This window comes from Streptomyces sp. NPDC086835, assembly GCF_044745705.1.
Classification (GTDB): domain Bacteria; phylum Actinomycetota; class Actinomycetes; order Streptomycetales; family Streptomycetaceae; genus Streptomyces.
Genome location: NZ_JBIVAU010000002.1, coordinates 796,078 through 820,432, shown reverse-complemented (window position 1 = coordinate 820,432; position 24,355 = coordinate 796,078). Strand labels below are relative to the sequence as shown.

Below are 24,355 nucleotides of genomic sequence, written 5' to 3'. Positions count from 1 at the left end.
TCACGGGGGCCCGTCCCGCCGCCCCGGTCGTCACGACCAGTGCGCGGGGCGGGTGAACCCGTCGGGCAGCCGGGTGGCCGCGTCGCCCCTGGCCGCGTTGAGCTGCGGCTGGGTGAGGAAGATGCAGCCGGTCAGATCCGCGCCGGACAGATCGGCGTCCCTCAGGTCGGCGCCGATGAGGTCGGCCAGCCGCAGATCGGCACCCGTCAGGTCGGCCGCGATCAGATACGCGCCGCGCAGACTGACACCCCGCAGATCGGCGTTCCTGAGCCGGGCGCCCATCAGGTCCGCTCCCCTGCGGTCCTTCTTCTTCCGCCCGGTGCCCGCACCCGCGCGGACGAGCTCGCTGGCGCGCAGCAGCAGGACGTTGACCTGCTCGCGTTCGGCGCCGACGTCCAGCTTCAGCAGTGCGCCGGGGGCGAGCCGGGTGAGCTCCTCGATGTGCTCCCGGCGCCGGCGCAGCTTCCCGTGGAGCTCACGGGCGGCGTCCAGCGTCAGCGCCTGGGCCACGTACCAGAGCAGTTCGTGCAGCTGCCGTACGACGGGGAAGACCTCGAACATCTGCCGGGCCGTGGCAGGGGCCTCACGCCAGCTCGTCCCGCCGTAGGTGACCTGTGAGACCTGCTGCCCCGCGCCGAAGCAGTCGTAGACGGTGCAGCCGGAGTAGCCGCTGTCCCTGAGGCGTGCGTGGATGCCGCAGCCGAAGTCGGCGGACAGGTTGGTGCAGGGCTTGCCGGCGTCCTTGCTCACGGCGAAGTCGGCCGAGGCGGCGAAGGGCAACGCCACACAGCACAGGCCGAAGCAGTTCGCGCAGTCGGCACGCAGGGTCTTCATCCGTCCATTGTGCGGGACCCGCGAAGAGCCCCGGTGCGGCGGCCGAGGGGCAGACGGAGGGGCCCGGAGGTGGATCACCACCCTCCGGGCCCCTCAGTGCCGCACGGGTCAGGCCGCCGCGGTCACCGGCACGTCCGCCGAGGACAGCGCGATCTCGAGCACCTGCCGGACGTCGGTCACCGGGTGGATCTCGAGCTTCTCGAGGATCTCCGCCGGGACGTCGTCCAGGTCGGGCTCGTTCCGCTTCGGGATCACGACCGTGGTGATGCCCGCCCGGTGGGCGGCGAGCAGCTTCTGCTTCACGCCACCGATGGGCAGCACCCGGCCGGTGAGCGAGACCTCGCCGGTCATCGCCACGTCCGTACGCACCTGGCGTCCGGAGAGCAGCGACGCGAGCGCCGTGCTCATGGTGATGCCCGCGCTCGGCCCGTCCTTGGGCACCGCGCCCGCCGGGAAGTGGATGTGCACGCCCCGGTCCTTCAGGTCGGCGACCGGCAGCTCCAGTTCGGCGCCGTGCGAACGCAGGAAGCTCAGCGCGATCTGCGCGGACTCCTTCATCACGTCACCGAGCTGACCGGTCAGGGTCAGTCCGGCCGCGCCGGTCTCCGGGTCGGCGAGCGACGCCTCCACGAACAGGACGTCCCCGCCCGCGCCGGTCACGGCGAGCCCGGTGGCCACGCCGGGCACCGCGGTGCGGCGCTCGGCCGGGTCCTGGGCGGACTCGGGCACGTGGTGGGGCCGGCCGATGAGCCCGCGCAGCTCCTCGTGGGTGACGGTGAACGGCAGGTCCCGGTCCCCCAGCTCGTGCTGCGCGGCGACCTTCCGCAGCAGCCGCGCGATGGACCGCTCCAGGTTCCGCACACCGGCCTCACGGGTGTACTCGCCTGCCAGCTTGCGCAGCGCGGAGTCGTCGAGCGTCACCTCACCGGCCTCGAGTCCCGCCCGCTCCAGCTGGCGCGGCACGAGGTGGTCACGGGCGATGACGACCTTCTCGTCCTCCGTGTAGCCGTCCAGGCGCACCAGCTCCATACGGTCGAGCAGCGCCTCCGGGATGGCCTCCAGCACGTTGGCGGTGGCGAGGAACACCACGTCGCTGAGGTCGAGCTCGACCTCGAGGTAGTGGTCGCGGAAGGTGTGGTTCTGCGCGGGGTCGAGGACCTCGAGCAGGGCCGCCGCGGGGTCGCCGCGGAAGTCGGAGCCGACCTTGTCGATCTCGTCGAGCAGGACGACCGGGTTCATCGAGCCGGCCTCCTTGATCGCACGCACGATCCGGCCGGGCAGCGCGCCGACGTACGTACGCCGGTGGCCGCGGATCTCGGCCTCGTCCCGTACGCCGCCGAGCGCGACGCGGACGAACTTGCGTCCCATGGCGTGCGCCACGGACTCGCCGAGGCTGGTCTTTCCGACACCGGGCGGGCCGACGAGCGCGAGCACCGCGCCCCCGCGCCGCCCGCCGACCACGCCCAGCCCCCGCTCGGCGCGCCGCTTGCGCACCGCCAGGTACTCGGTGATCCGCTCCTTCACGTCCTGCAGACCCGCGTGCTCGGCGTCCAGCACGGCCTTGGCGCCCTGGATGTCGTACGAGTCCTCCGTACGCTCGTTCCACGGCAGTTCGAGGACGGTGTCGAGCCAGGTGCGGATCCAACTGCCCTCGGGGCTCTGGTCGGAGGCCCGTTCGAGCTTCTCGACCTCCTTGAGCGCGGCTTCCCTGACCTTCTCCGGCAGGTCGGCCGCCTCCACGCGGGCCCGGTAGTCGTCGGACTCGTCCTCGCCGTCCTGGCCGTTGAGCTCGCGCAGTTCCTTGCGTACGGCGTCGAGCTGACGGCGCAGCAGGAACTCGCGCTGCTGCTTGTCGACGCCTTCCTGGACGTCCTTGGCGATGGCCTCGGCCACGTCCTGCTCGGCGAGGTGCTCGCGCAGTTGCTCGGTGGCGAGCTTCAGCCGGGCGACCGGGTCACTGGTCTCCAGCAGCTCGATCTTCTGGGCCGTGGTCAGGAAGGGTGAGTAGCCGGAGTTGTCCGCGAGTTGTGAGATGCCGTCGATCTGCTGCACGCGGTCGACGACCTGCCAGGCGCCGCGCTTCTTCAGCCAGTCGGTGGCGAGCGCCTTGTACTCCTTGACCAGTTCGGTCACCGCGCCGGGCAGCGGGTCGGGCACGGTCTCCTCGACCACGGTCCCCTCGACCCACAGGGCCGCGCCGGGTCCGGTGGTGCCGGCGCCGATGCGGACGCGGCCGACGCCGCGGATCAGCGCACCGGGGTCGCCGTCGGAGAGCCGGCCGACCTGCTCGACGGTGCCGAGCACACCGGTCGCGGCGTAGGTGCCGTCGACCCGGGGAACGAGCAGCACCTTCGGCTTGTTGCCGGAGGGCCGGGCGGCAGCCTGGGCGGCCTCGACCGCTGCCCGCACCTCGGTGTCGGACAGGTCGAGCGGCACGACCATGCCGGGCAGCACGACCTCGTCGTCGAGCGGCAGGACGGGCAGTGTGAGCGGTGAGTTCGCCTTGATATCGGCAGCCATGATCTCCCCTTAGGCAGTCAAGTTGAGCTGTATCGACTCAATGGTTATGAGCCCTTGATTGTTCCCCGGCCGGTGTTCGCTGTGAGCGATCGGCGAAATCCGGTGGGCGACAGGGCGCGACACGGGCGACAGTGACCCGATGGAGAGCAAAGGGCTGAACCCGGACGGGACCATCGCACGCGAGGGTGCGCTCGACCGCGTGACCCCGGCCTTCGCACCGGTGGTGGCCGCCGCCCGCAGGGAGATCGCCGGCCGCTTCTCGGACGGCAGGCTGCACAGCGCCTATCTCTACGGGAGCATTCCGCGCGGCACCGCCGTGCCCGGCGTCTCGGACCTCGACCTGCTGCTGGTCCTGCACGCGGAGCCCACGGCCCGGGACCGGACGGACGCCGACGCGGCGGAGGCGGCCCTCGACGGAGAGTCCGCCGCGATCGACGGCGCCGGCATCCTGCTCGACGGCGCCGGGACGGCACTCGCCGAAGCGGAGCGGTACGACCTGGGCTTCTTCATCTCCTGCCTGTGCACCCCGCTGACGGGCGAGGACCTCGCCGCCCGCCTTCCCGCCCAGTACCCCACCTCACTGCTGGCCCGTGAGACCAACGGTGACCTGGCCCTCGTCCTGCCGCGCTGGCAAGCCCGGCTGCGGGCCGCCGTGACGGACACCGACCGGCGCACCCTGTGCCGGACGGCCGCGCGGCGGCTCGTACGGTCGGGTTTCACGCTGGTCATGCCCCCGTGGGGCGGCTGGACCAGCGATCTGGAGGCGTCGGCGGAGCTGTTCGCCGGCCACTACCCGCAGCGGGCCGCCCAGATGCGGGCGGCCGCCGCGGCCGCCCGCAGCCCGACCCCGGACGAGGCGGTGATCCGCACGCTCGTCGAGGAGCTCGGGCCGTGGCTGACCGCGGAGTACACAGCGGTTCACGGGACCAAGGCGGCGCGGCCGGCGCCGTGAGCGCCCCCGTGACCTACGTCACCCCGAAATCGGCTCGCGATCGCCCGGCACCGCATTATGTAATGACCACCGCAGGACAGCATCTATTACCGACTCGCTTGAGGAGTTCCCGGATGCCCTTCCGGTCGACCGCGGAAATCGTCCATGCCTGGGTCCACGGCTGGGTCGTCTCGCGCGGCGCCGCGGACCCCGTGCCCAGACCCTGGGGCTTCACGGTGGACGTCGGCCAGGTCAAGCACGCCACCCGCCACGTCCTCACCGCGGACGACGAGGCCACCGTGCGCAAGGTCGCCGCAGAGGTGGCCGCGCCGACGGTCTGGCTGAAGGTCTTCGCCGATCCCGACCGCGTCCTCGAATGGGCGGGCCCCGAGTGGGCCGTCGACGAGCCCGGCTGGCTGATGTCCACCGAGCTGCGCCGGACCCCGACCACCGTGCCCGCCGGCTACACGCTGAGGACCTGGACGCGCGGCGGTGTCGTGCGGGCCCTGGTCGTGGGACCCGACGGTTCGTTCGCGGCACGCGCCCAGATCGCCCCCACCGGGCGCACGGCCGTCGTCGACCAGGTGGAGACCGCCCCCGAGCACCGCCGCAAGGGCCTCGGCCGGCTGGTGATGCACACGCTCCACAACGCCGCCCTCGACCACGGAGCCCGCGTCGGCGTACTGGGCGGCACACCGGACGGCCGGGCGCTCTACGAGTCCCTTGGCTGGCACACCCACGCACCGCTGGTCAGCCTGTACCACCGGCCGGCCTGAGCGCCCCGCAGCCCACGCGGGCGGGCCAGTCCCCGTGGCCGCCCGATCGGTTTGTCCCCTTCACATGGGCCCGGCCAAGATGGGGCGCGATCCGTGTCGTCCCGCACAGCCGCCCGGAGGTCGAGAGCCATGCCGTTCCCTGCCGCAGACGCCCCTGTCACCCTCGACCGACGGGAGGGATCCTGTGGCGAGGTCGTGCTCCGCAGACGGGGGTCCGGTGAAGAGTCGGTGTACGAGATCATCGCGAACGGCTGCTTCCTGATGGACACCTCCGACGGGAGGTCGGAGCGGCTGCTGGTCGACGCCGCGCGCCGGGCGATCGGCACCGGGAACGTGGCGCCCCGCGTCCTCATCGGCGGCCTCGGGGTCGGGTTCTCCTTCGCCCACGCCGCCGCCGACCCGTCCTGGCGGCGGATCGCCGTCGTGGAGCGGGAGGAGGCCGTCATCGACTGGCACCGCAGCGGTCCGCTCGCCGCGATCTCCGGCGACGCCCTCGGTGACCCGCGCTGCGTGATCCTCCACACGGATCTCGTCGAACACCTCCGCTCGACCACGGACCGTTATGACGCTCTGTGCCTGGACATCGACAACGGGCCCGACTGGACGGTCACCGAGGACAACGGTGATCTCTACTCGCCGTCCGGACTCGCCGCGTGCAAAGGCGCGTTGGACCCCGGCGGGGTGCTGGCCGTATGGTCCGCGAAGCCGTCCACCAGCTTTGAGGACGCGTTGCGGAATGCCGGGTTCACTGGGGTAAGGACCGAAGAGATCCGCCTTGCCCGGGGCGTACCGGACGTGGTCCACCTCGGCGTTCGCCCTGCGTAGCCGGGACGCCGTCGCTGCCTTTACGCTGCTGGACTACACACGGGATCCACCTTCGAACCGGATCCACATGCAGCTCGCAGAGAACGCGTACAAGGGCGGGGCGATGGAGCAGACACACACCACGCAAAACGGCGTCGCGGCCACACCCGGGGCCCAGCGCCGGGTGCTGGTGGTCGAGGACGACGCCACGATCGTCGACGCCATCGCCGCACGGCTGCGGGCGGAGGGCTTCCTGGTGCAGACGGCACTGGACGGCCCTGCCGCCGTCGATGCCGCGGACGCCTGGCAACCGGACCTGATGGTCCTCGACGTGATGCTGCCCGGCTTCGACGGGCTGGAGGTCTGCCGCCGGGTGCAGGCACAGCGACCCGTTCCGGTGTTGATGCTCACGGCCCGTGACGACGAGACGGACATGCTCGTCGGGCTCGGCGTCGGGGCCGACGACTACATGACCAAGCCGTTCTCCATGCGGGAGCTCGCTGCCAGGGTGCACGTCCTGCTGCGCCGCGTGGAGCGGGCGGCGCTCGCCGCGGTGACGCCGCGCAGCGGCATCCTGCGCCTCGGCGAACTGGAGATCGACCACGCTCAGCGCCGCGTACGGGTCCGGGCGGAGGACGTCCATCTGACGCCCACCGAGTTCGACCTGCTGGTGTGCCTCGCGAACACACCCCGCGCCGTCCTCTCCCGTGAGCAGCTGCTCGCCGAGGTGTGGGACTGGGCGGACGCCTCCGGGACCCGCACGGTCGACAGCCACATCAAGGCGCTGCGCCGCAAGATCGGTGCCGAGCGCATCCGCACCGTCCACGGGGTCGGATACGCGCTGGAGACGCCGGCGCCATGAAACGGCGGCGGCCGGGCGGTGGACCGGGCAGGCGGTTGAGTACCGCGTCCATCACGATATCGATCAAGACGAAGCTCAGCACGCTCGTCGTGGTCTCGGTCTTCATCACCACCGGTCTGATGCTGATGGCGTTCCACAGCAAGACCGAGGTGCGTTTCATCACGGTCTTCACGATCATCGCGACGCTGCTGATCACGCAGTTCGTGGCGCACGGCCTGACCGCCCCGCTGGACGAGATGAACACGGTCGCCAAGGGCATATCCCACGGCGACTACACCCGCCGGGTGCGCGGCGCCGACCGCCGGGACGAGCTCGGCGACCTCGCCTCCACGATCAACCGCATGGCCGACGACCTCGAGGCCGTGGACCGGCACCGCAAGGAACTGGTCGCCAACGTCTCGCACGAGCTGCGCACCCCCATCGCCGCGCTGCGCGCCGTGCTGGAGAACGTCGTCGACGGGGTCTCCGCCGCCGACCCGGAGACGATGCGCACCGCGCTGAAGCAGACGGAGCGCCTCGGCCGTCTGGTCGAGACACTGCTCGACCTGTCCCGGCTCGACAACGGCGTGCTGCCGCTGAAGGCCCGGCGCTTCGAGGTGTGGCCCTATCTGTCCGGGGTGCTGAAGGAGGCCAATCTCGCCTCCTCACGACGCAACCTGGCCTCCGGCTCCGGCCATCACACCCGCACCGACGTCCATCTCCACCTGGACGTCTCACCGCCGGACCTGACCGCGCACGCGGACGCCGAGCGGCTGCACCAGGTGGTGGCGAACCTCATCGACAACGCCGTGAAGCACTCGCCGCCGCACGGCCGGGTGACGGTACGGGCCCGGCGGGGCCCGCACCCCGAGTCGCTCGACCTCGAGGTGCTGGACGAGGGTCCGGGCATCCCCGAGCAGGAGCGGCACCGGGTCTTCGAGCGTTTCAACCGGGGCGGCGTCCCCTCACCGCACGGTCCGGGCAGCGACGGCGGTACGGGCCTGGGGCTGGCGATCGCGCGCTGGGCGGTCGATCTGCACGGCGGCCGCATCGGGGTGGCCGAATCCGCACACGGCTGCCGCATCCAGGTCACTCTTCCGGGCCTCAGGACGGCACGCCCTTGACGTAGGGTTCGAACCGGAAGTGCAGATTCTCCGTGTAAGTGTTCGGTACACGGGAAGGCGATGTGCACAGCTGCGGAAAGCAGCCGGTCAGCACGTCGCCGGGCCTCCGTCAGGGGTGCGGGCCAGGGGCCCGTAGCCGCCGTCAGGCGTACCCCCACGCGACCGAACCATGCTTGTTTCCCGCCATTAACAGCCCCGAAACGCGCCGTTCGGTGTGACTTGCGCGACGTTGACCGGCCCGGCCTGCACCTCCCGGCCAGGGAGGCGTAGCCTTTATTTCCGCTGTCCATCACCTTGTGAAGCGGAAGAGGGCGGTTCTCGCCGTGTCGTCTCAGTCCCCCAGTAACTCGAGCATCTCGACCGACCAAGCCGGGCAGGGTCAGAACCCTGCCGCCGCCTTCGGTGCCAATGAGTGGCTCGTCGACGAGATCTACCAGCAGTACCTCCAGGACCCGAATTCGGTCGACCGTGCCTGGTGGGACTTCTTCGCCGACTACAAGCCGGGAGCGGCCGCCTCGGCGGACACTCCCGCCGCCGGCGCGAAGCAGACTCAGAGCGACGCAGCCGCGGGTGCCGCGGCCGCACCCGCCCCGGCCGCCGCCGCTCCGGCCCCGGCCGCGACCCCGGCGCAGCCCGCGCCGGCCGCCCCGGCCCCGGCCGCCCCCGCCGCTCAGGCTCCGGCTCCCGCTCCCGCCAAGGCGGCCCCCGCGGCCGCCCCGGCGAAGCCCGCCGCCAAGCCGGCGCAGGCCGCGAAGGCCGACGGCACGCAGGCCGACGGTCCCGAGTTCGTGACGCTGCGCGGCCCGGCCGCCGCGGTCGCGAAGAACATGAACGCCTCGCTGGAGCTGCCCACGGCCACGTCCGTGCGCGCGGTGCCGGTGAAGCTGCTCTTCGACAACCGCATCGTCATCAACAACCACCTCAAGCGCGCCCGTGGCGGGAAGATCTCCTTCACGCACCTCATCGGGTACGCGATGGTGCAGGCCATCAAGGCCATGCCGTCGATGAACTGGTCCTTCGCGGAGAAGGACGGCAAGCCGACCCTGGTCAAGCCGGACCACGTCAACTTCGGTCTGGCCATCGACCTGGTGAAGCCGAACGGCGACCGCCAGCTGGTCGTCGCGGGCATCAAGAAGGCCGAGACGCTGAACTTCTTCGAGTTCTGGCAGGCCTACGAGGACATCGTCCGGCGCGCCCGCACCAACAAGCTGACGATGGACGACTTCACCGGCGTCACCGTCTCGCTGACCAACCCCGGCGGCCTCGGCACCGTCCACTCCGTGCCGCGTCTGATGCCCGGGCAGTCGGTCATCATGGGCGTCGGTTCCATGGACTACCCGGCCGAGTTCCAGGGCACTTCGCAGGACACCCTGAACAAGCTGGGCATCTCCAAGGTGATGACCCTCACCTCGACGTACGACCACCGCGTCATCCAGGGCGCCGCGTCGGGCGAGTTCCTGCGGATCGTCGCCAACTTCCTCCTCGGCGAGGAAGGTTTCTACGACGAGATCTTCGAGTCGCTGCGCATCCCCTACGAGCCGGTCCGCTGGCTCAAGGACATCGACGCCTCGCACGACGACGACGTCACCAAGGCCGCCCGCGTCTTCGAACTGATCCACTCCTACCGGGTCCGCGGCCACGTCATGGCCGACACCGACCCGCTGGAGTACCGCCAGCGCAAGCACCCCGACCTCGACATCACCGAGCACGGGCTCACGCTGTGGGACCTGGAGCGCGAGTTCGCCGTCGGCGGCTTCGCCGGCAAGTCGATGATGAAGCTGCGCGACATCCTGGGCGTGCTGCGTGAGTCGTACTGCCGCACCACCGGCATCGAGTTCATGCACATCCAGGACCCGAAGCAGCGCAAGTGGCTGCAGGACCGGGTCGAGCGCGCCGCCACCAAGCCGGAGCGCGAGGAGCAGCTGCGCATCCTGCGCCGGCTGAACGCCGCCGAGGCCTTCGAGACCTTCCTGCAGACCAAGTACGTCGGCCAGAAGCGCTTCTCGCTCGAGGGCGGCGAGTCCGTCATCCCGCTGCTCGACGCGGTCATCGACTCGGCGGCCGAGTCGCGCCTCGACGAGGTCGTCATCGGCATGGCCCACCGTGGCCGGCTGAACGTGCTGGCGAACATCGTCGGCAAGTCGTACGCCCAGATCTTCCGCGAGTTCGAGGGCAACCTCGACCCGAAGTCGATGCACGGCTCCGGCGACGTGAAGTACCACCTGGGCGCCGAGGGCACCTTCACCGGTCTCGACGGCGAGCAGATCAAGGTCTCGCTCGTCGCCAACCCCTCCCACCTGGAGGCCGTCGACCCGGTCCTCGAGGGTGTCGCCCGCGCCAAGCAGGACGTCATCAACAAGGGCGGCACGGACTTCACCGTTCTGCCGATCGCCCTGCACGGTGACGCGGCCTTCGCGGGCCAGGGCGTCGTCGCGGAGACGCTCAACATGTCGCAGCTGCGCGGCTACCGCACCGGCGGCACGGTCCACGTCGTCATCAACAACCAGGTCGGCTTCACCGCCGCCCCGGAGTCCTCGCGTTCGTCGATGTACGCGACCGACGTGGCCCGCATGATCGAGGCGCCGATCTTCCACGTGAACGGCGACGACCCGGAGGCCGTGGTCCGCGTCGCGCGGCTCGCCTTCGAGTTCCGCCAGGCGTTCAACAAGGACGTCGTGATCGACCTCATCTGCTACCGCCGCCGCGGTCACAACGAGGGCGACAACCCCCAGTTCACCAACCCGCAGATGTACAACCTGATCGACAAGAAGCGCTCGGTGCGCAAGCTCTACACCGAGTCGCTCATCGGTCGTGGCGACATCACGCTGGAAGAGGCCGAGCAGGCGCTCCAGGACTTCCAGGGCCAGCTGGAGAAGGTGTTCGCGGAGGTCCGCGAGGCCACCAGCCACCCGGCCCCGGCCCATGTCCCGGACGTCGAGGCCGAGTTCCCGGTCGCGGTCAGCACGGCGGTCTCCCAGGAGGTCGTCAAGCGGATCGCCGAGTCCCAGGTCAACATCCCCGACAACATCACCGTGCACCCGCGGCTCATGCCGCAGATGCAGCGCCGCGCGGCGTCCGTCGAGGACGGCACGATCGACTGGGGCATGGGCGAGACCCTCGCCATCGGCTCGCTGCTGATGGAGGGCACCCCGGTCCGTCTCTCCGGCCAGGACACCCGCCGCGGCACGTTCGGCCAGCGCCACGCGGTGCTGGTGGACCAGGAGACCGGCGAGGACTACACCCCGCTGCTCTACCTGTCCGAGGACCAGGCCCGCTACAACGTCTACGACTCGCTGCTCAGCGAGTACGCGGCGATGGGCTTCGAGTACGGCTACTCGCTGGCCCGCCCGGACGCGCTGGTCATGTGGGAGGCCCAGTTCGGTGACTTCGTCAACGGCGCGCAGACCGTCGTCGACGAGTTCATCTCCTCCGCCGAGCAGAAGTGGGGCCAGCACTCCGGCGTCACGCTGCTCCTGCCGCACGGCTACGAGGGCCAGGGCCCGGACCACAGCTCCGCGCGTCCCGAGCGCTTCCTGCAGATGTGCGCGCAGGACAACATGACGGTCGCGATGCCGACCCTGCCGTCGAACTACTTCCACCTGCTGCGCTGGCAGGTCCACAACCCGCACCACAAGCCGCTGATCGTCTTCACCCCGAAGTCGATGCTGCGTCTGAAGGCCGCGGCGTCCAAGGTGGAGGAGTTCACCACCGGCGGCTTCCGCCCGGTGATCGGCGACGAGTCGGTCGACCCGAACGCCGTCCGCAAGGTCGTCTTCTGCGCCGGCAAGGTCTACTACGACCTGGAGGCCGAGCGTCAGAAGCGCGGCGTCACGGACACGGCGATCATCCGCCTCGAGCGTCTGTACCCGCTGCCGGGTGCGGAGGTCCAGGCCGAGATCGCCAAGTACCCGAACGCCGAGAAGTACCTGTGGACGCAGGAGGAGCCGGCGAACCAGGGTGCCTGGCCGTTCATCGCGCTCAACCTGATCGACCACCTCGACCTGGCCGTCGGCGCGGACATCCCGCACGGCGAGCGTCTGCGCCGCATCTCGCGCCCGCACAGCTCGTCCCCGGCGGTGGGCTCGGCGAAGCGCCACCAGGCGGAGCAGCAGCAGCTCGTCAACGAGGTCTTCGACGCGTAGCCGGCAGCCCGGCTGCCTCGACGAATGCCCGGCCCGGCCCCGCGAACACCTCGCGGGGCCGGGCCATATTCTGTTCACATGTACTTCACCGATCGCGGTATCGAGGAGCTGGAGAAGCGGCGCGGCGAGGAGGAGGTCACCTTCGAGTGGCTCGCCGAGCAGCTTCGGACCTTCGTCGATCTCAACCCGGACTTCGAGGTCCCCGTCGAACGCCTCGCCACGTGGCTGGCCCGCTTGGACGACGAGGACGACGAGGAGTAGCGGTCCGCCGCGCGTGGCTCGTCCCCGCGCCGTCCGTTCCCGGCCCGGGGCGTGGGACCCGCGGCCTGTCAGGACCGCAGCCGCTCCCGTACCGGCGGCACCAGCCCGTGCACGATGAGCACCGCCCCCGCCACCGCCCATCCCCCGCTGCGCCGCCGCGCCCCGAGCGCCACCAGTGCCAGCCCCGCCGCCAGCTGGACCGCGCCCGCCGCGCGGAGCCAGGAGGCGCGCGGCCGGGCCGCCGGCTCGGGCGCCCCGGCGGAGTCGGTCTCCTCGACGGCCGCCGCGAGCGCGGCGGTGCGGAGGGTGTCCGCCGGGGCGCCCGGCGCCAGGCCGGCGGGGAGGGCGAGGCCGTGACGGGTGAGCACGGCCGTCAGGCCGACCAGTCTGGCCCTCGCGTCGGACTCCGGGTCGGGGACCGTCAGCGGCTCCAGGGCCTGGAGGTCGAGGACCGGGTCGAGCCCGAGCCGTGCGGCGAAGGTCCGCATCGCCTCGTCCTCGCCGACCGGGGTGCCGTCGGCGAGCCAGACGTATCCGACCGGGCGGCGGAAGCCGGAGGCCATCGTGAACCCGGCCCCGTCGCCGTCCCACCAGAGCGCCAGGACGGGACTGCCGGTGCCGATCGACAGTGCGGCCGCCCAGCCGCCGAGCACCGCGTCCACCGCCACGCCGCCCTCCCGCCAAGGGCTGACCTCGGAGACGAGCACGCTCCAACCCTGCCCGGCGGGGGCGAGGACCATCGGTTCGCGCAGCAGGTGGGCCGGGAGCCGTACGGCCGCGGGTTCGGCACGGCAGAGCAGCAGGGCTCCCACTGGTGTCGCGTTCATGCCCCCACGCTAGGGCAGTTTGCCCCGTAATCGCCGCCAATGGGGCGCGTCGCCGACCTGGGCCGCCCGAGCTCGCGCTTGACACCACCCCACCGCGATATATCGTGTCGGCATCGAGACGCGATATGTTGCGTCGTGGCCGGCCCCGGGAGGTCAGCACCATGGCAGAGACGACGTGGGAAGTCGCCGAGCCCCAGAAGCTCACCTTCGACGATCCGTTGACGACGCTCAATGTGCGCATCGTCAACGGGACGGTCAACGTCGTGGGCACGGACGAGAGTTCCACCCGCCTCGAGGTCTCCGAGATCGAGGGCCCGCCCCTCGTCGTGACCAGGAACGGTTCCACCCTGACCATCGCCTACGAGGACCTGCCCTGGAAGGGGTTCCTCGAGTGGCTCGACCGCAAGGGCCACCGCCGCAGCGCCGTCGTGTCGATCGCGGTGCCCGCAGCGACGACCGTCGAGGTCGGGGTGGTCGGCGCGGGTGCGGTCGTCTCCGGCGTGCGGGGCACGACGGTGGTGCGCGGCGTCAGCGGTGACACCACCCTGGTGGGGCTGGCGGGTGCCGTCCGCGCCGACACCGTCACCGGCAACCTCGAGGCCCAGTCGGTCACCGGCGACCTGCGCTACAACTCGGTCTCCGGCGACCTGACCGTGATCGACGGCGCGGGCGCCGGCGTGAAGGCCGACTCGGTCAGCGGCGACATGGTCATCGACCTCGACCCGGGCGAGAAGCCCACGGACATCCGGCTGACCACGGTCTCCGGCGAGATCGCGGTCCGGCTGCCGCACCCGGCGGACGCCCGGGTCGACGCGAACACGGCAGGCGGCGCGATCTCCAACGCCTTCGACACCCTGCGGGTCAGCGGTCAGTGGGGCGCCAAGCGGATCACCGGAACCCTGGGCGCGGGCACCGGGACGCTCAAGGCGACCACCGTCTCCGGTTCCATCGCCCTGCTCCGCCGGCCTCCGGCGGAGGAAGATCCCTACGAGGGAACACCCACGGACGCCCCGAGTGGGAAGGTGCTCTGACATGCCCCCCGTCTTCGCCCACGGCCGGCTCCGTCTCTATCTGCTGAAGCTGCTCGACGAGGCGCCGCGCCACGGCTACGAGGTCATCCGCCTGCTCGAGGAGCGCTTCCAGGGCCTGTACGCGCCGAGCGCCGGCACCGTCTACCCGCGGCTGGCCAAGCTGGAGGCCGAGGGGCTCGTCACCCACGCCACCGAGGGCGGCCGCAAGGTCTACTCGATCACCGACGCCGGCCGGGCGGAACTGGCCGGACGCAGCGGCGAACTGGCCGACCTCGAACTGGAGATCCGCGACTCGGTCTCCGAACTGGCCGCCGAGATCCGCGACGACGTCCGCGGCGCGGCGGGCAAGCTGCGCAGCGAGATGCGCGCGGCGGCGACCCGGACCCGCAAGACCGGCCCCGGCAAGGGCGAATGGGGCCCGGGCCGTGGCGACTTCGGCAACCTCGGCGATCTGGGTGACCTCGCGGACAGCGAGTCGTGGCGGGCCGCGAAGGAGGAGCTGAAGCGCGCCAAGCAGGAGTGGAAGGAGCAGGCGCGCCGCGCGAAGGACGAGTCGCGCCGGGCACGCGAGGACGCCCAGCGGGCGCGCCGGCAGGCGCAGGAGGCACAGGAGACCGCCCGCGCCGAGATGCAGCGCATCGCCCGGCAGGTGCAGGAACAGGTCCAGGACCACTTCGCCCGCGGTGACTGGCCGACCGGCATACGCGAGGGCCTCTCGGAGCTGACCGGTCAGCTCGGCGGACTGGCGCGGGGGACGGCCTGGCCGCCGTTCGTCGAACCGGAACCCGCGGGGGCGGACCCGGACCGGTCGAAGGACACCGTGGACCCGAAGGACTCGGCCGACCCCGCCCGTGACCTGGAGCGGCTGCTCGACCGCTTCCGGGACGACGTACGGGACGCGGCACGGGACCACGGTGTGACGGCGGAGCAACTGGGCGAGGCCCGCCGCCATCTGTCGACAGCGGCGGCCCACATCGTCGCTCTGCTGCGCAGCGGCAAGGACTGACCGGCGGGCCGGGGCGGGGCGCGACCGGGTCAGCCGGCCCGCGCCGCGCCGCCGTCCGCCCCGCCGAACATCGCCCGTTCCAGCGCGCCGTACGTCACCCCGTGTTCGGCGAGGACCTCCGCGACGACGCCGCGGCCCGAGGTGAGGGCCAGCAGGATGTGCTCCGCGCCGATGGTCCGGTCCCGCCGGCCCAGGGCGATCCGCAGCGACTTCTCCAGGGTCGACTTCGCCTCCCGGGTGAAGGCGCGGTGGCCCGACCACCAGCGCCGGTCCTTGCGGTCGCCGGCCAGCGCGCCGGCCCCGTGGGTCTCCTCGACCCTGGCGACGATCGCGCCGACGTCGATGCCCAGGGCGGCCAGGGCCTTCTCGTCCGCCTTGGTCATGCCGCCGCGCCGGCGCACGTCGGCCAGGGACGCCTCGAGGGCGGCCCGCCGGTCCATGACGCCGAGGGCCGTGAACGCGAAGGCGGTGCGTGAGCCACCGAGGTCCAGCAGGGCCAGAAGCAGGTGCTCCTCGGTGACCGTGGACGAATCGGCCCGTTCCGCGCACTCGGTGGCGCCGATCACCACCGCACGGGCGTCCTTGGTGAAGCGTTCGAACATCACAGCCTCCCGTGCTTCTTGTGGACCGCCTGGCGGCTGACACCCAGCTCCGCCGCGATCTCCTGCCACGACCAGCCCTGATTGCGGGCGCTTCTGACCTGTACGGCTTCCAGCTGCTCCAGCAGCCGCCGCAGCGCGGCGACCGCCCGCAGCCCGACGCGCGGATCGCGGTCGCCCGCGCGCTCGGCGAGTTCTGTTGCTTCGGTCATGCCTGTCAACCTACATTGACAGGGAGAGAGTGTCAACGGTGGTTGACATCAGGGGCAGGGGTGCTTCTCCGGCCCCCAGACGTCGCGCACGTCACCGCGCGCCACCGTCCCGCACAGCAGCACCGTCCGCGACCCCTTCTCGCCGCCCTGCTCCACCGCCGTCAGCTTCTGCTCCGTCAGCCGGCCGCCGCCGGCCGCCCCGTGCGCCTCGATCCGCCCGGTGGCCCCGTCGAAGCCCCCGCCGCCGAGCCCCTGGTAGAGCACCGCCTGGAGCAGCCCGCGGTCCAGGCGCTCGTCGTTGCCGCCCGTCCCGCGCCAGGCCTGGTCGACGCCCTCCGCCAGATACCGCATCGCGTCCCAGGCGAGCGCCACATGGGCGTCCTGCCGCATCCCGCCGGTGCGGGCGCCGTGGTCGTCCGCGTAGGTGCGGTCGTACGCCGAGAGGAAGGCACCGGCCTCGCCGCTCGCTCCGGACAGGGCAGGGGCCCTGCCGTGCGAGACGTAGTACAGCGTCAGTCCGGCGAAGACCTCCCACGGACGGCGTTCCTCGGTCAGCGCGTTGGTGACGTCGTCACCGCCGAGCACACTGACCTCCGGGCAGTCCCGCGAGTCGCGCGCCAACTCCCCGAGGAACAGCTGGAAGTGGCTGCCCCGCCCCGCCCACACCACCGCCGTGCGCGGCTCGGCCGCCACCGCACGGCACACCTCACGCGCCAGATCCTCCACGGCCTGGACCGAGGGCCCCACGGGGCCGCCCGGCACCGGCGAGGGCTCGGGCGCGTCCGTCGGCGTGTAGAGCAGCATGTCGGTGCGCTCGTCGCCGTACGCGGACCGGAACGCCGTCGCCAGGCTCGCGCTGTACGCGTCCGAGGGGTCGGCGATCAGCCGCACCCGCAGCGCGGTCCTGCCGTCCACCATCGCGGCGTGCTCGGCGAAGGACGCCATCACCTGGCCGGCCCGGGTGTCCGTCGGCGCGGTCTGGTAGTAGTGCTCGCCCTGGCGGAGCAGTTCGTCGGCGGTGCCGGAGGTGCCGACCATGGGCAGACCCGCCTCGTCGAGGATGACCATCGCCTCGTACGTGCGCCGGCGGCTCTGGCCGAAACCGACGACCCCGACGATCGAACGGTCCTTCTCCGCCAGGTCGACGATCCGCCGGGCCACCGCCGGTGCGTCCTTGAACCGGTCGCCCGCGTTCGCGGCGAGCACCCGCAGCGGCACCCGCTCACCGGTGCGCAGCGCCTGCGCGTTCACATACGCCTGCGCGAGGGCGAGACCCCGCAGTTCGGCGAGCGTGCCGCCGCGCACCGGGTCCTCCGCGTCCTTGCCGCCGCTGAGCGAACCGAAGTACACGACGGTCCGTGAGCGCGGGCGCGTATCGTCGGCGTCCCGGCCGGAGAGCTCCTGCTCCACCTGCTCGTTCTGCTGCTCTATGCGCTGCAGCACGTCCCGTACGGCCCGCTCGCTGTCGCCCGTGCCGAACGACGCGGCACCCTCCGCGACACCGACGCACTGCCCGTCCGTGCCGAGGAAGGTGGAGCCGAGACACGGGTCGGGCCCGACGTTCGTGAACGGCACACCGACGAGCAGCCCGGCGGCGACCGCGAGGGCGAGCACTCCGGCACCCAGCGCGCCGGCCACCTCCGCGCCCGGCCCCCAGCGGTGCGTGGGCGGGGCGAGCGTGGGCCAGCGGCCCAGCCAGTACGTGGCGGCCTGGTCGTCCTCCGGGCCCTCCTCGACGGGGACCACCATGCCCGAGGGGCGGCCGGGCGGGGTGCCGCGCTGGGCGATGTTGGCCAGGTCCGCCCCGGCGGCGGACAGCCCCGGGACCTCGATGTCGGGGATCCGGCTGGCGAGGGTGCGCACCCCGGCGGCCACGGCCACCACGGACGTGCACCTCAGGTCCTCCATGGCCGAGCGCAGTTCCCTCAGGAAGCGCTGGATGCGCGACTCGGCCGGTCCGGCCTCCTCCACCAGGAGCACGAAGCGGCTGACCCGGCGCCGCCGCCACGGGTCGAAGGCCCGTTTGCGCCCGGCGGCCTCCAGGTCGGCGAGCAGCGCGTGCACCAGGATCCGGTCGAGCTGCTCGGGGTCGCCCTCCGGGCCGCCTCCCACCAGGTCGAGGGCGGAGCGGAAGAACTCGGAGGGCGGGGTGCCCTGCTGTTGCCGTACCCACTCCGCGTACCACCGGCGGCCCCCGGACCGGCCGCGGCCCAGCATCCGGCGGTTGGCCCGGCGGCCGTAGAGGGCTCGCGGCAGTCGCTGGAACAGCGGGCCGGCGACGAAGTTCCACAGCAGCTCGAGCAGCGTGCCGCCGTTCGCCTGGTCCCGGCCGCCCAGCCACCACAGGCCGCGGGCGAGCCCGGAGACCTCTCGGTGCTGGGCGTAGCAGTGGTCCAGCAGTTCCCCGGGACGCCGTTCCATCAGGCCGCCTGCGGCGGGCGCGCAGACGACGGCACGCAGCAGCCGGTAGGAGGGCAGCCGCAGCCGCCCGGTGCCCGGCGGCATCGAGGCGTCGAGCTGGAAGGCGATCTGCTCGAACAGGTCGAGCGGCGGCTCCGCCGGGTCGGCCGGCGCCGCCGGTACGCAGGCGTGCGGGGCGAGCCGCCCCTCCCGGCCGCGTAACCGGGTGCGCAGCCCCGCGACGATCCGCCGGCCGGCCTGCCCGTCGCCCGGCTCGCTCAGGAGCACCACGGGTACCCGGCTGCGGCTTCGCCGCGGCTGGACGACGAGCTTGTCGAAGGCGTCGACGAAGCGTTCGACGCCCGGGTACGCCGGAATCCGGCTCTGATCCCCCGTTGACACTTTTGTCCCTCCCCCTTCACGCGCGACCGCGTGGTGTCAGTTTTCGTGCCCCGCATCACAGGGCCGCAATCGTCACGGCGACCCTCCCCGGCGGACCGGTGGGCCGCGTACGGTGGGCCACGTGATCGACTTCCGTACAGACGCTCCCGTCGCCGGCAGCCTCGATGTCCGGTGGCACGCCGGCAGCCCGCTGCCCGGGGACGACACCGCGCCCGCGATCCAGGTCCACGCGTACAGCGAGCACACGCTGATCCTGCGTCAGAACAAGTCGGTGCACTTCGAGGCGCCGTTCCTCTACCTGCTGTTCGGGAACGACCGGGCGCTGCTGCTGGACACCGGCGCGACCGCCGACCCCGCCGCGATGCCGCTGCGCGCCACCGTCGACACGCTGATCGGGCGATGGCTGGCCCGGCACCCGCGGGAGCGGTACGGGCTGGTCGTCGCCCACACCCACGGGCACGGCGACCACATCGCGGGCGACGCGCAGTTCGCGAACCGTCCGTACACCGAGGTCGTGGGGCCGTCCCTCGACGCGGTGACGGCGTACTTCGGCTTCGAGCAGTGGCCGCTGCGTCCTGCGGAACTGGACCTCGGCGGCCGGGTACTGGACCTGCTGCCCGGCCCCGGTCACGAGGAGGCCGCCGTCGTCTTCCACGACCGGCACACCGGTCTGCTGCTGACCGGCGACTCGCTCTACCCGGGCCGGCTCTACGTCAGGGACGTCCCCGCCTTCGCCGCCACGGTCGACCGGCTGCTGGCCTTCTGCGGGACGAACCGGGTGACCCATGTCCTCGGCTGTCACATCGAGATGACCCGCACCCCGGACAAGGACTACCCGCGCGGTACGGTCCACCAGCCGGACGAGCCGCCGCTCGAGCTGACGACCGCCCATCTGAGCCGGCTGCGCGACGCGCTCGCCCGCCGTCAGGGACCGAGCGGCGACTTCATCGTGGTGTACGAGGGCTGACCCGGACCGTCACGTGTTCGCCGGGGCGGGCGTGGACGCGCACCGTGGCCGTCCGGCCTGCCTCGACGGTACGGACCTGCGGGCGGGCACGGCCGGTCACCTCGATCCGCCAGCCGCTCGCGCCGGGCGGCACCGAGACCTCGGTGACGCCGCGCGTCGAGCGGTACTCCAGCCGGTACGTCCCGCTGTCCGGTGCGTAGCCCTCGGCCGCCACCCTGCCCGCCACGGCCGGCGCGTAGGGGGCGGCGGTCTGCTCCTTGTTGGTGCGGAAGCGTCCCTCCGCGTCGACCGCGCAGTATCCGCCGCCGTAGCACCAGACGTAGCCGGCCCAGCCGGAGCTGTAGCGGTTGAGGGAGGCGAGTGCTTCCCGGTAGAAGCGGCCCATGTTCGGCAGCGCGTTGTTGAGCGGGCCCCACTCGCCGACGACGACGGGCATCCGGTACCGCGCGGGGTACTCGGTCACGGCGCGCTCGTACGCCTCGATCCAGCCCGCCGACGGGTCGTAGTCGGCGCCCGCCTCCATGGCGGTGTTGTAGAAGTGCGGGGCGTAGACCGTCTTCGGATCGTCGATCCGGCCCAGCCCGGTCGGCACGCCTTCTCCGACGATCGGCGTCGGCTCGACGAACAGCCATGTGTCCCGGTCCACGGAACGGACCGCGTCCGCGAGCCGGTTGTACATCGGCGTGAGTTGTTCCGCCTCGATGCGCCGGGCGGCCGTCGGCAGGTCTTCGCCTTCCTGGATCTCACCCATCGGCTCGTTGATCAGGTCGTAGCCGAGGACGGCGGGGTGGTCGGCGAACCGGTCGGCCAGCACCCGCCACATCCCGGCCTGGGCGCTGCGCAGATCGGGGTCCTCGTAGAGGTGGGTGAACGCGCGCTGCACGGCGGGCTCGAAGTACTCGGCGAACCAGTCGTCCGGGTGCGGGGTGAACGGCAGCCCGTCCGTCCTGGTCGCCCACTCGGGGATGCCACGGTGGCCGAAGGCAGGGCCGAAGACGTCCTGGTGGGCGTCGATCAGCACATGGACGCGGTATTTTCGCGCCCAGTCCAGCACCTGGTCGATCTTGCGCAGGTACCGCTCGCTGTACCGGCCCCGCACCGGCTCCAGGTCGTCCCAGAAGACCAGCAGCCTGGCGAAGTTGAAGCCCTGGGCACGCAGGTCGTGGAAGTGCCGCTCGGTGATCGCGGACAGGGCGGCCTCGCCCCGGTGGGTCTTGTCCTCGACGTTCCAGCCCCGCAGGGTGAGGACCCGGCCGCGGTCGTCGGTCAGCCGCGGGACGCCGTCCGGCGCGGCGCCGGCCGCGGTGCCGTGCGCCCCGGCGGGCGCGGCGCAGAGCAGCAGGAGCACGGAGACGAGGACGGCGAGCAGTCGGCGGTACATGGGGAACCTCCGGCACGGTCGTGGACCAGTGCCGGAGATCCCATCAGCAGAACTGACGAACCATCAAGAGTTGGTCAGGACAATCTTGCCGAACAGCTCACCGGTGGCCATCTTCTCGAAGCCCTCCCTGGCCCGGTCCAGCGGCAGTACCTCGTCGATGACCGGCCGCACACCCGTGGCCGCGCAGAACGAGAGCAGGTCCTCCAGCTCGTCCTTGGAGCCCATCGTCGATCCGACGACCTTCAGCTCGAGGAAGAAGATCCGGGTGAGCTCGGCGTGCGCGGGCCGGTCACCGCTCGTCGCCCCGGAGATCACCAGGGTCCCGCCCGGTCGCAGTGACTTGACCGAGTGGGACCAGGTCGCGGCGCCGACCGTCTCGATGACGGCGTCCACCCGGCGCGGCAGCCGCGCGCCCGGCTCGTACGCCTCTTCCGCACCCAGCTCGACGGCGCGCTTGCGCTTGGCCTCGTCGCGACTGGTGGCGTACACCCGCAGGCCCGCTGCCTTGCCGAGCACGATCGCGGCGGTGGCCACGCCGCCGCCCGCGCCCTGCACCAGGACCGAATCGCCGGGACGGACACCGGCGTTGGTGAAGAGCATCCGGTAGGCGGTGAGCCAGGCGGTCGGCAGGCAGGCGGCCTGCTCGAAGGTGAGTTCCTTCGGCTTCGGCAGCACGTTCCACGTGGGCACGCTGACCTGCTCGGCGAAGGTGCCCTGGTAGCGCTCGGTGAGGATGGAGCGGGGCTCGTCGGGGCCGACACCGTGGCCGCTCTGCCCGATCACGGAGTGGAGGACCACCTCGTTCCCGTCCTCGTCGACGCCGGCGGCGTCACAGCCGAGGATCATCGGAAGCTTGTCCTCCGCGAGACCGACCCCGCGCAGCGACCACAGGTCGTGGTGGTTGAGGGAAGCGGCCTTGACGGTCACGGTCGTCCAGCCGGGACGGGCCTGAGGTGCCGGGCGTTCGCCCAGTTCAAGGCCGTTGAGCGGCTGGTCGCGGTCGATGCGGGCGGCGTAGGCGGCGAACATGACCTTGAGAGTAGGGCGGACCGGTGCGTGGCGGAACCACGCACCGGTGTGACACGCGTCCCGCTACTCCCGCCGCCACTGGGCCGGCGAGTGCTTCGTCGCCGGGTCCTCGTACGAACCGGTGTTGCCCCGGTCGACGTGGAAGCTCGTCAGCGTGGTGACGGGCGACGCCGGGTCCCGGCGGTCCGCGATCACCCTCATGTGGGCGCTGAACCGCTCCGGGGTCACCTCGTACACGTCGTAGCCGTAGCGGTTGCCCTCGAAGTACTTCAGGTGCGGGTTGGCCGCGCCCATCAGCGGGCCGTTCGTCCGGTTCCAGTCCGAGGAGTAGGCCCCCGATGTGACGGAGTGCGCGGTGAACTCCGTGCCCACGACCGGGGACGAGAGGTCGTCGAAGTCGGTCCTGATGTCGTCGACGAACGCGGAGTGCCAGTCGCCGGTGATGACGACGAGGTCCTCGAGGCCACTGCGGTGCACATGGCCCAGCACCTCCTTGCGCTCCGCGAGGAAGCCGTCCCACTGGTCGGTGAACATGTACGGGCCGCCCGGCCGGCCCCTCAGCTGGCTGAGCATGATCGAGTTGGCCCAGACGTGCCACGCGTCGGGCGCCTGGTCGATGCCCCGCTTCAGCCAGGTCTTCTGCTCCTGGCCGAGGATCGTGCCGTCGGGAAGGTTCTGCGCGGAGCGGTACGAACGCAGGTCGAGCACCGTCAGTTCCAGCAGGTCGCCCCAGCGGCGGACCCGGTGGATCTCAGGATCGGGAAGCGCGAAGGCGCTGTCGTCGCGGTGCGGCTGGTGCTCGTACCAGGCCTGGTACGCGGCGGCCTTGCGCTGCATGAACGGCGCGCCGCCGCCCGTTCCCGAGTAGTCGTTCACGACCTCGTGGTCGTCCCAGGTCAGGAACCACGGGTGGGCGGCGTGCGCCTCGCGCAGGGACGCGTCGCCCTTGTAGAGGGCATGGCGGCGGCGGTAGTCGGCGACGGTGAAGACCGAAGGGCCCTCGTGGTCGCGGACGTGGTCCGCGGGGACGCCGCCGACCTGGCCGTGCTCGTAGATGTAGTCACCGAGGTGGACCACGAAGTCGACGTCCTCGCGGGCGATTCCGCGGTGGGCGGCGTAGAACCCGTCGTGGAACGCCTGGCAGTTGGCTGCGGCGAACCTGACCGGGCGGGCACCTCCGGCCGGCGCGGTGCGGGTGCGGCCGACCCGGCTGGTCCTGCCCAGCGCCTTGAACGCGTACCAGTAGCGGGTGTCCGGGCGCAGCCCCGCGACGGGGACATGGACGCTGTGGCCGAGGGTCGCCGAGGCGGGGGCCGTGCCGCGGGCGACGACCTGGCGAAGTGTCCGGTCCAGAGCCACGGTCCACTCGACCTCGACGACCTCCGGCAGAGGCTGCTCGGCGGCCAGCGGTTCCGGCGCGAGCCGGGTCCACAGCAGGACGCTGTTCGCGAGCGGGTCGCCGGAGGCGACCCCGAGGGTGAACGGCGCCGGGTCGTAGTCGGCGCCGAGCGCCTCCGCGGCCTCGCGGGCCTGAGCCGGCGACAGCCCGGCGCTCAGCGGCCACGCCACGTTGAGGGCGCCCGCGGCGGCCGCCGCCTTGAGCAGGTTCCGTCGGTCGATCCTGGTCATGTGCGTCCCCCCGTCCGTGTGGCCCCGGCCGTGGCCGTCAGGCCGAGCGAGATCCCGTCGGCGTACCCGTCGTTGGACGTCCCGCCGCCGCTGCGGGTGAGGACGAGCAGCAGGCGTGCGCTGCGGGCGCCGGGCGGCACGGCGGCGGACGCGGTGCGCTCCAGCAGCCCGGTGCGTGCGCCGCGGTCGGCGGCGGTCACGGGCCCGAGCACGCTCAGCGCCACGGGTGTGCCCTTCGCGTCGCGGAACTCGACCGAGAGCCTGGCGCCGTCCTCCTGTGCGGCGTATCCGCCGAGCCAGGCGGTCAGGGTGTACCGGACCCGGCCCGCGTCGACGGCCGCCCGGCCGGTCGCACCGGTGCGGGGCAGCTCGATGTCCTGCACGAGGGCGGTACGGGGCGAGTCGCCGCCGCTGAAGAACCGGGAGCCGCGGCGGACGGGCCCGGGATCGGCGGGGGTCGGATAGCCTGCGCCCACGCTGTACCCGACGAGCGCCGGGGCGCCCTGCGCGACGACCCAGCCGGTGACGCTGCCGACGGGCTCGGCGCTCCCTCCCGGCCCGCTCTCGGCATCGCCGTTGACGACCAGATTCACAAGGGCCTCCTGGGGGACGTGTGTCGGCCGCCGACGCGGACCGCGG

Annotated in this window: 20 protein-coding genes; 10 read left to right on the top strand and 10 right to left on the bottom strand. The window is 72.0% G+C overall.

Annotation, left to right across the window (positions count from 1 at the left end):
• Nucleotides 1-30: 30 nt before the first annotated feature.
• Together ACIPJI_RS09865 and lon are read right to left on the bottom strand one after the other, a co-directional pair.
• Entirely contained in the window at nt 31-834 is an 804-nt protein-coding gene (locus tag ACIPJI_RS09865; RefSeq protein WP_402245415.1) for a pentapeptide repeat-containing protein, read from the bottom strand.
• Nucleotides 835-942: 108 nt separating this feature from the next.
• A complete protein-coding gene (gene lon, locus ACIPJI_RS09860) occupies nt 943-3,354 on the bottom strand; it encodes an endopeptidase La (RefSeq protein WP_402245413.1) in 2,412 nt (803 codons plus the stop codon).
• Between the two features lie 139 nt (nt 3,355-3,493).
• On the opposite strand from lon, the gene ACIPJI_RS09855 reads away from it, so the two are divergent.
• The 7 genes from ACIPJI_RS09855 to ACIPJI_RS09825 all read left to right on the top strand — a co-directional run bounded on the left by ACIPJI_RS09855 (nt 3,494) and on the right by ACIPJI_RS09825 (nt 12,233).
• Nucleotides 3,494-4,306 carry a nucleotidyltransferase domain-containing protein gene (locus ACIPJI_RS09855; RefSeq protein WP_402245411.1) on the top strand — a complete coding sequence of 271 codons (813 nt, stop codon included), beginning with the start codon at nt 3,494-3,496 and terminating at the stop codon, nt 4,304-4,306.
• Nucleotides 4,307-4,419: 113 nt separating this feature from the next.
• Nucleotides 4,420-5,061, top strand: coding sequence for a GNAT family N-acetyltransferase (locus tag ACIPJI_RS09850; protein ID WP_402245409.1), 642 nt, complete (start codon nt 4,420-4,422; stop codon nt 5,059-5,061).
• A 129-nt stretch (nt 5,062-5,190) separates the two neighbouring features.
• Nucleotides 5,191-5,886: a spermidine synthase gene (locus tag ACIPJI_RS09845; protein WP_307708244.1), complete on the top strand. Its 696-nt coding sequence runs from the start codon at nt 5,191-5,193 to the stop codon at nt 5,884-5,886.
• A gap of 103 nt (nt 5,887-5,989) precedes the next feature.
• Complete coding sequence (locus tag ACIPJI_RS09840; RefSeq protein ID WP_037776309.1) at nt 5,990-6,727, top strand: response regulator transcription factor; 738 nt, start codon at nt 5,990-5,992, stop codon at nt 6,725-6,727.
• Nucleotides 6,724-7,830 carry an ATP-binding protein gene (locus ACIPJI_RS09835; protein ID WP_356621377.1) on the top strand — a complete coding sequence of 369 codons (1,107 nt, stop codon included), beginning with the start codon at nt 6,724-6,726 and terminating at the stop codon, nt 7,828-7,830. The genes ACIPJI_RS09840 and ACIPJI_RS09835 overlap by 4 nt, the downstream gene beginning before the upstream one ends.
• A 323-nt stretch (nt 7,831-8,153) precedes the next feature.
• A complete protein-coding gene (locus tag ACIPJI_RS09830) occupies nt 8,154-11,972 on the top strand; it encodes a multifunctional oxoglutarate decarboxylase/oxoglutarate dehydrogenase thiamine pyrophosphate-binding subunit/dihydrolipoyllysine-residue succinyltransferase subunit (protein ID WP_356621376.1) in 3,819 nt (1,272 codons plus the stop codon).
• Between the two features lie 78 nt (nt 11,973-12,050).
• Entirely contained in the window at nt 12,051-12,233 is a 183-nt protein-coding gene (locus ACIPJI_RS09825; protein WP_005312030.1) for a DUF6104 family protein, read from the top strand.
• A gap of 68 nt (nt 12,234-12,301) precedes the next feature.
• Here the strand turns inward: ACIPJI_RS09825 and ACIPJI_RS09820 are convergent, their stop codons facing one another.
• Entirely contained in the window at nt 12,302-13,060 is a 759-nt protein-coding gene (locus ACIPJI_RS09820; protein WP_402245406.1) for a hypothetical protein, read from the bottom strand.
• A 161-nt stretch (nt 13,061-13,221) separates the two neighbouring features.
• On the opposite strand from ACIPJI_RS09820, the gene ACIPJI_RS09815 reads away from it, so the two are divergent.
• On the top strand, nt 13,222-14,091 hold the full coding sequence (locus ACIPJI_RS09815) for a DUF4097 family beta strand repeat-containing protein (RefSeq protein ID WP_402245404.1): 870 nt from the start codon (nt 13,222-13,224) through the stop codon (nt 14,089-14,091).
• 1 nt (nt 14,092) lies between these two features.
• Entirely contained in the window at nt 14,093-15,097 is a 1,005-nt protein-coding gene (locus tag ACIPJI_RS09810) for a helix-turn-helix transcriptional regulator (protein ID WP_402245403.1), read from the top strand.
• Nucleotides 15,098-15,126: 29 nt separating this feature from the next.
• Here the strand turns inward: ACIPJI_RS09810 and ACIPJI_RS09805 are convergent, their stop codons facing one another.
• From ACIPJI_RS09805 to ACIPJI_RS09795, 3 genes are read right to left on the bottom strand one after another with little or no spacing between them, the layout of a single operon-like run.
• A complete protein-coding gene (locus ACIPJI_RS09805) occupies nt 15,127-15,699 on the bottom strand; it encodes a Clp protease N-terminal domain-containing protein (RefSeq protein ID WP_356621372.1) in 573 nt (190 codons plus the stop codon).
• The gene (locus tag ACIPJI_RS09800) at nt 15,699-15,908 is read right to left on the bottom strand and encodes a helix-turn-helix domain-containing protein (protein ID WP_159687353.1); all 210 of its coding nucleotides are present in this window, start codon (nt 15,906-15,908) and stop codon (nt 15,699-15,701) included. The genes ACIPJI_RS09805 and ACIPJI_RS09800 overlap by 1 nt, the downstream gene beginning before the upstream one ends.
• A gap of 48 nt (nt 15,909-15,956) precedes the next feature.
• On the bottom strand, nt 15,957-18,710 hold the full coding sequence (locus ACIPJI_RS09795; protein WP_402245401.1) for an ABC transporter substrate-binding protein: 2,754 nt from the start codon (nt 18,708-18,710) through the stop codon (nt 15,957-15,959).
• 121 nt (nt 18,711-18,831) lie between these two features.
• Here ACIPJI_RS09795 and ACIPJI_RS09790 point away from each other — a divergent pair, with 121 nt between their 5' ends.
• Nucleotides 18,832-19,677 (top strand): MBL fold metallo-hydrolase, encoded by an 846-nt coding sequence (locus ACIPJI_RS09790; protein WP_402245399.1) that lies wholly within the window; start codon nt 18,832-18,834, stop codon nt 19,675-19,677.
• On the opposite strand, the gene ACIPJI_RS09785 is transcribed toward ACIPJI_RS09790, so the two are convergent.
• From ACIPJI_RS09785 to ACIPJI_RS09770, 4 genes are all read right to left on the bottom strand, one after another.
• Nucleotides 19,655-21,058, bottom strand: a complete 1,404-nt coding sequence (locus ACIPJI_RS09785; protein ID WP_402245397.1) for a cellulase family glycosylhydrolase — start codon at nt 21,056-21,058, stop codon at nt 19,655-19,657. The two genes, ACIPJI_RS09790 and ACIPJI_RS09785, sit on opposite strands and share 23 nt — an antisense overlap.
• A gap of 63 nt (nt 21,059-21,121) precedes the next feature.
• A complete protein-coding gene (locus tag ACIPJI_RS09780; RefSeq protein ID WP_356621368.1) occupies nt 21,122-22,087 on the bottom strand; it encodes a zinc-binding dehydrogenase in 966 nt (321 codons plus the stop codon).
• 63 nt (nt 22,088-22,150) lie between these two features.
• Entirely contained in the window at nt 22,151-23,716 is a 1,566-nt protein-coding gene (locus ACIPJI_RS09775; protein ID WP_402245395.1) for an alkaline phosphatase D family protein, read from the bottom strand.
• Nucleotides 23,713-24,309, bottom strand: coding sequence for a phosphoesterase (locus tag ACIPJI_RS09770; protein WP_307708231.1), 597 nt, complete (start codon nt 24,307-24,309; stop codon nt 23,713-23,715). Before ACIPJI_RS09770 ends, ACIPJI_RS09775 begins: the two co-directional genes overlap by 4 nt.
• Nucleotides 24,310-24,355 lie beyond the last annotated feature (46 nt).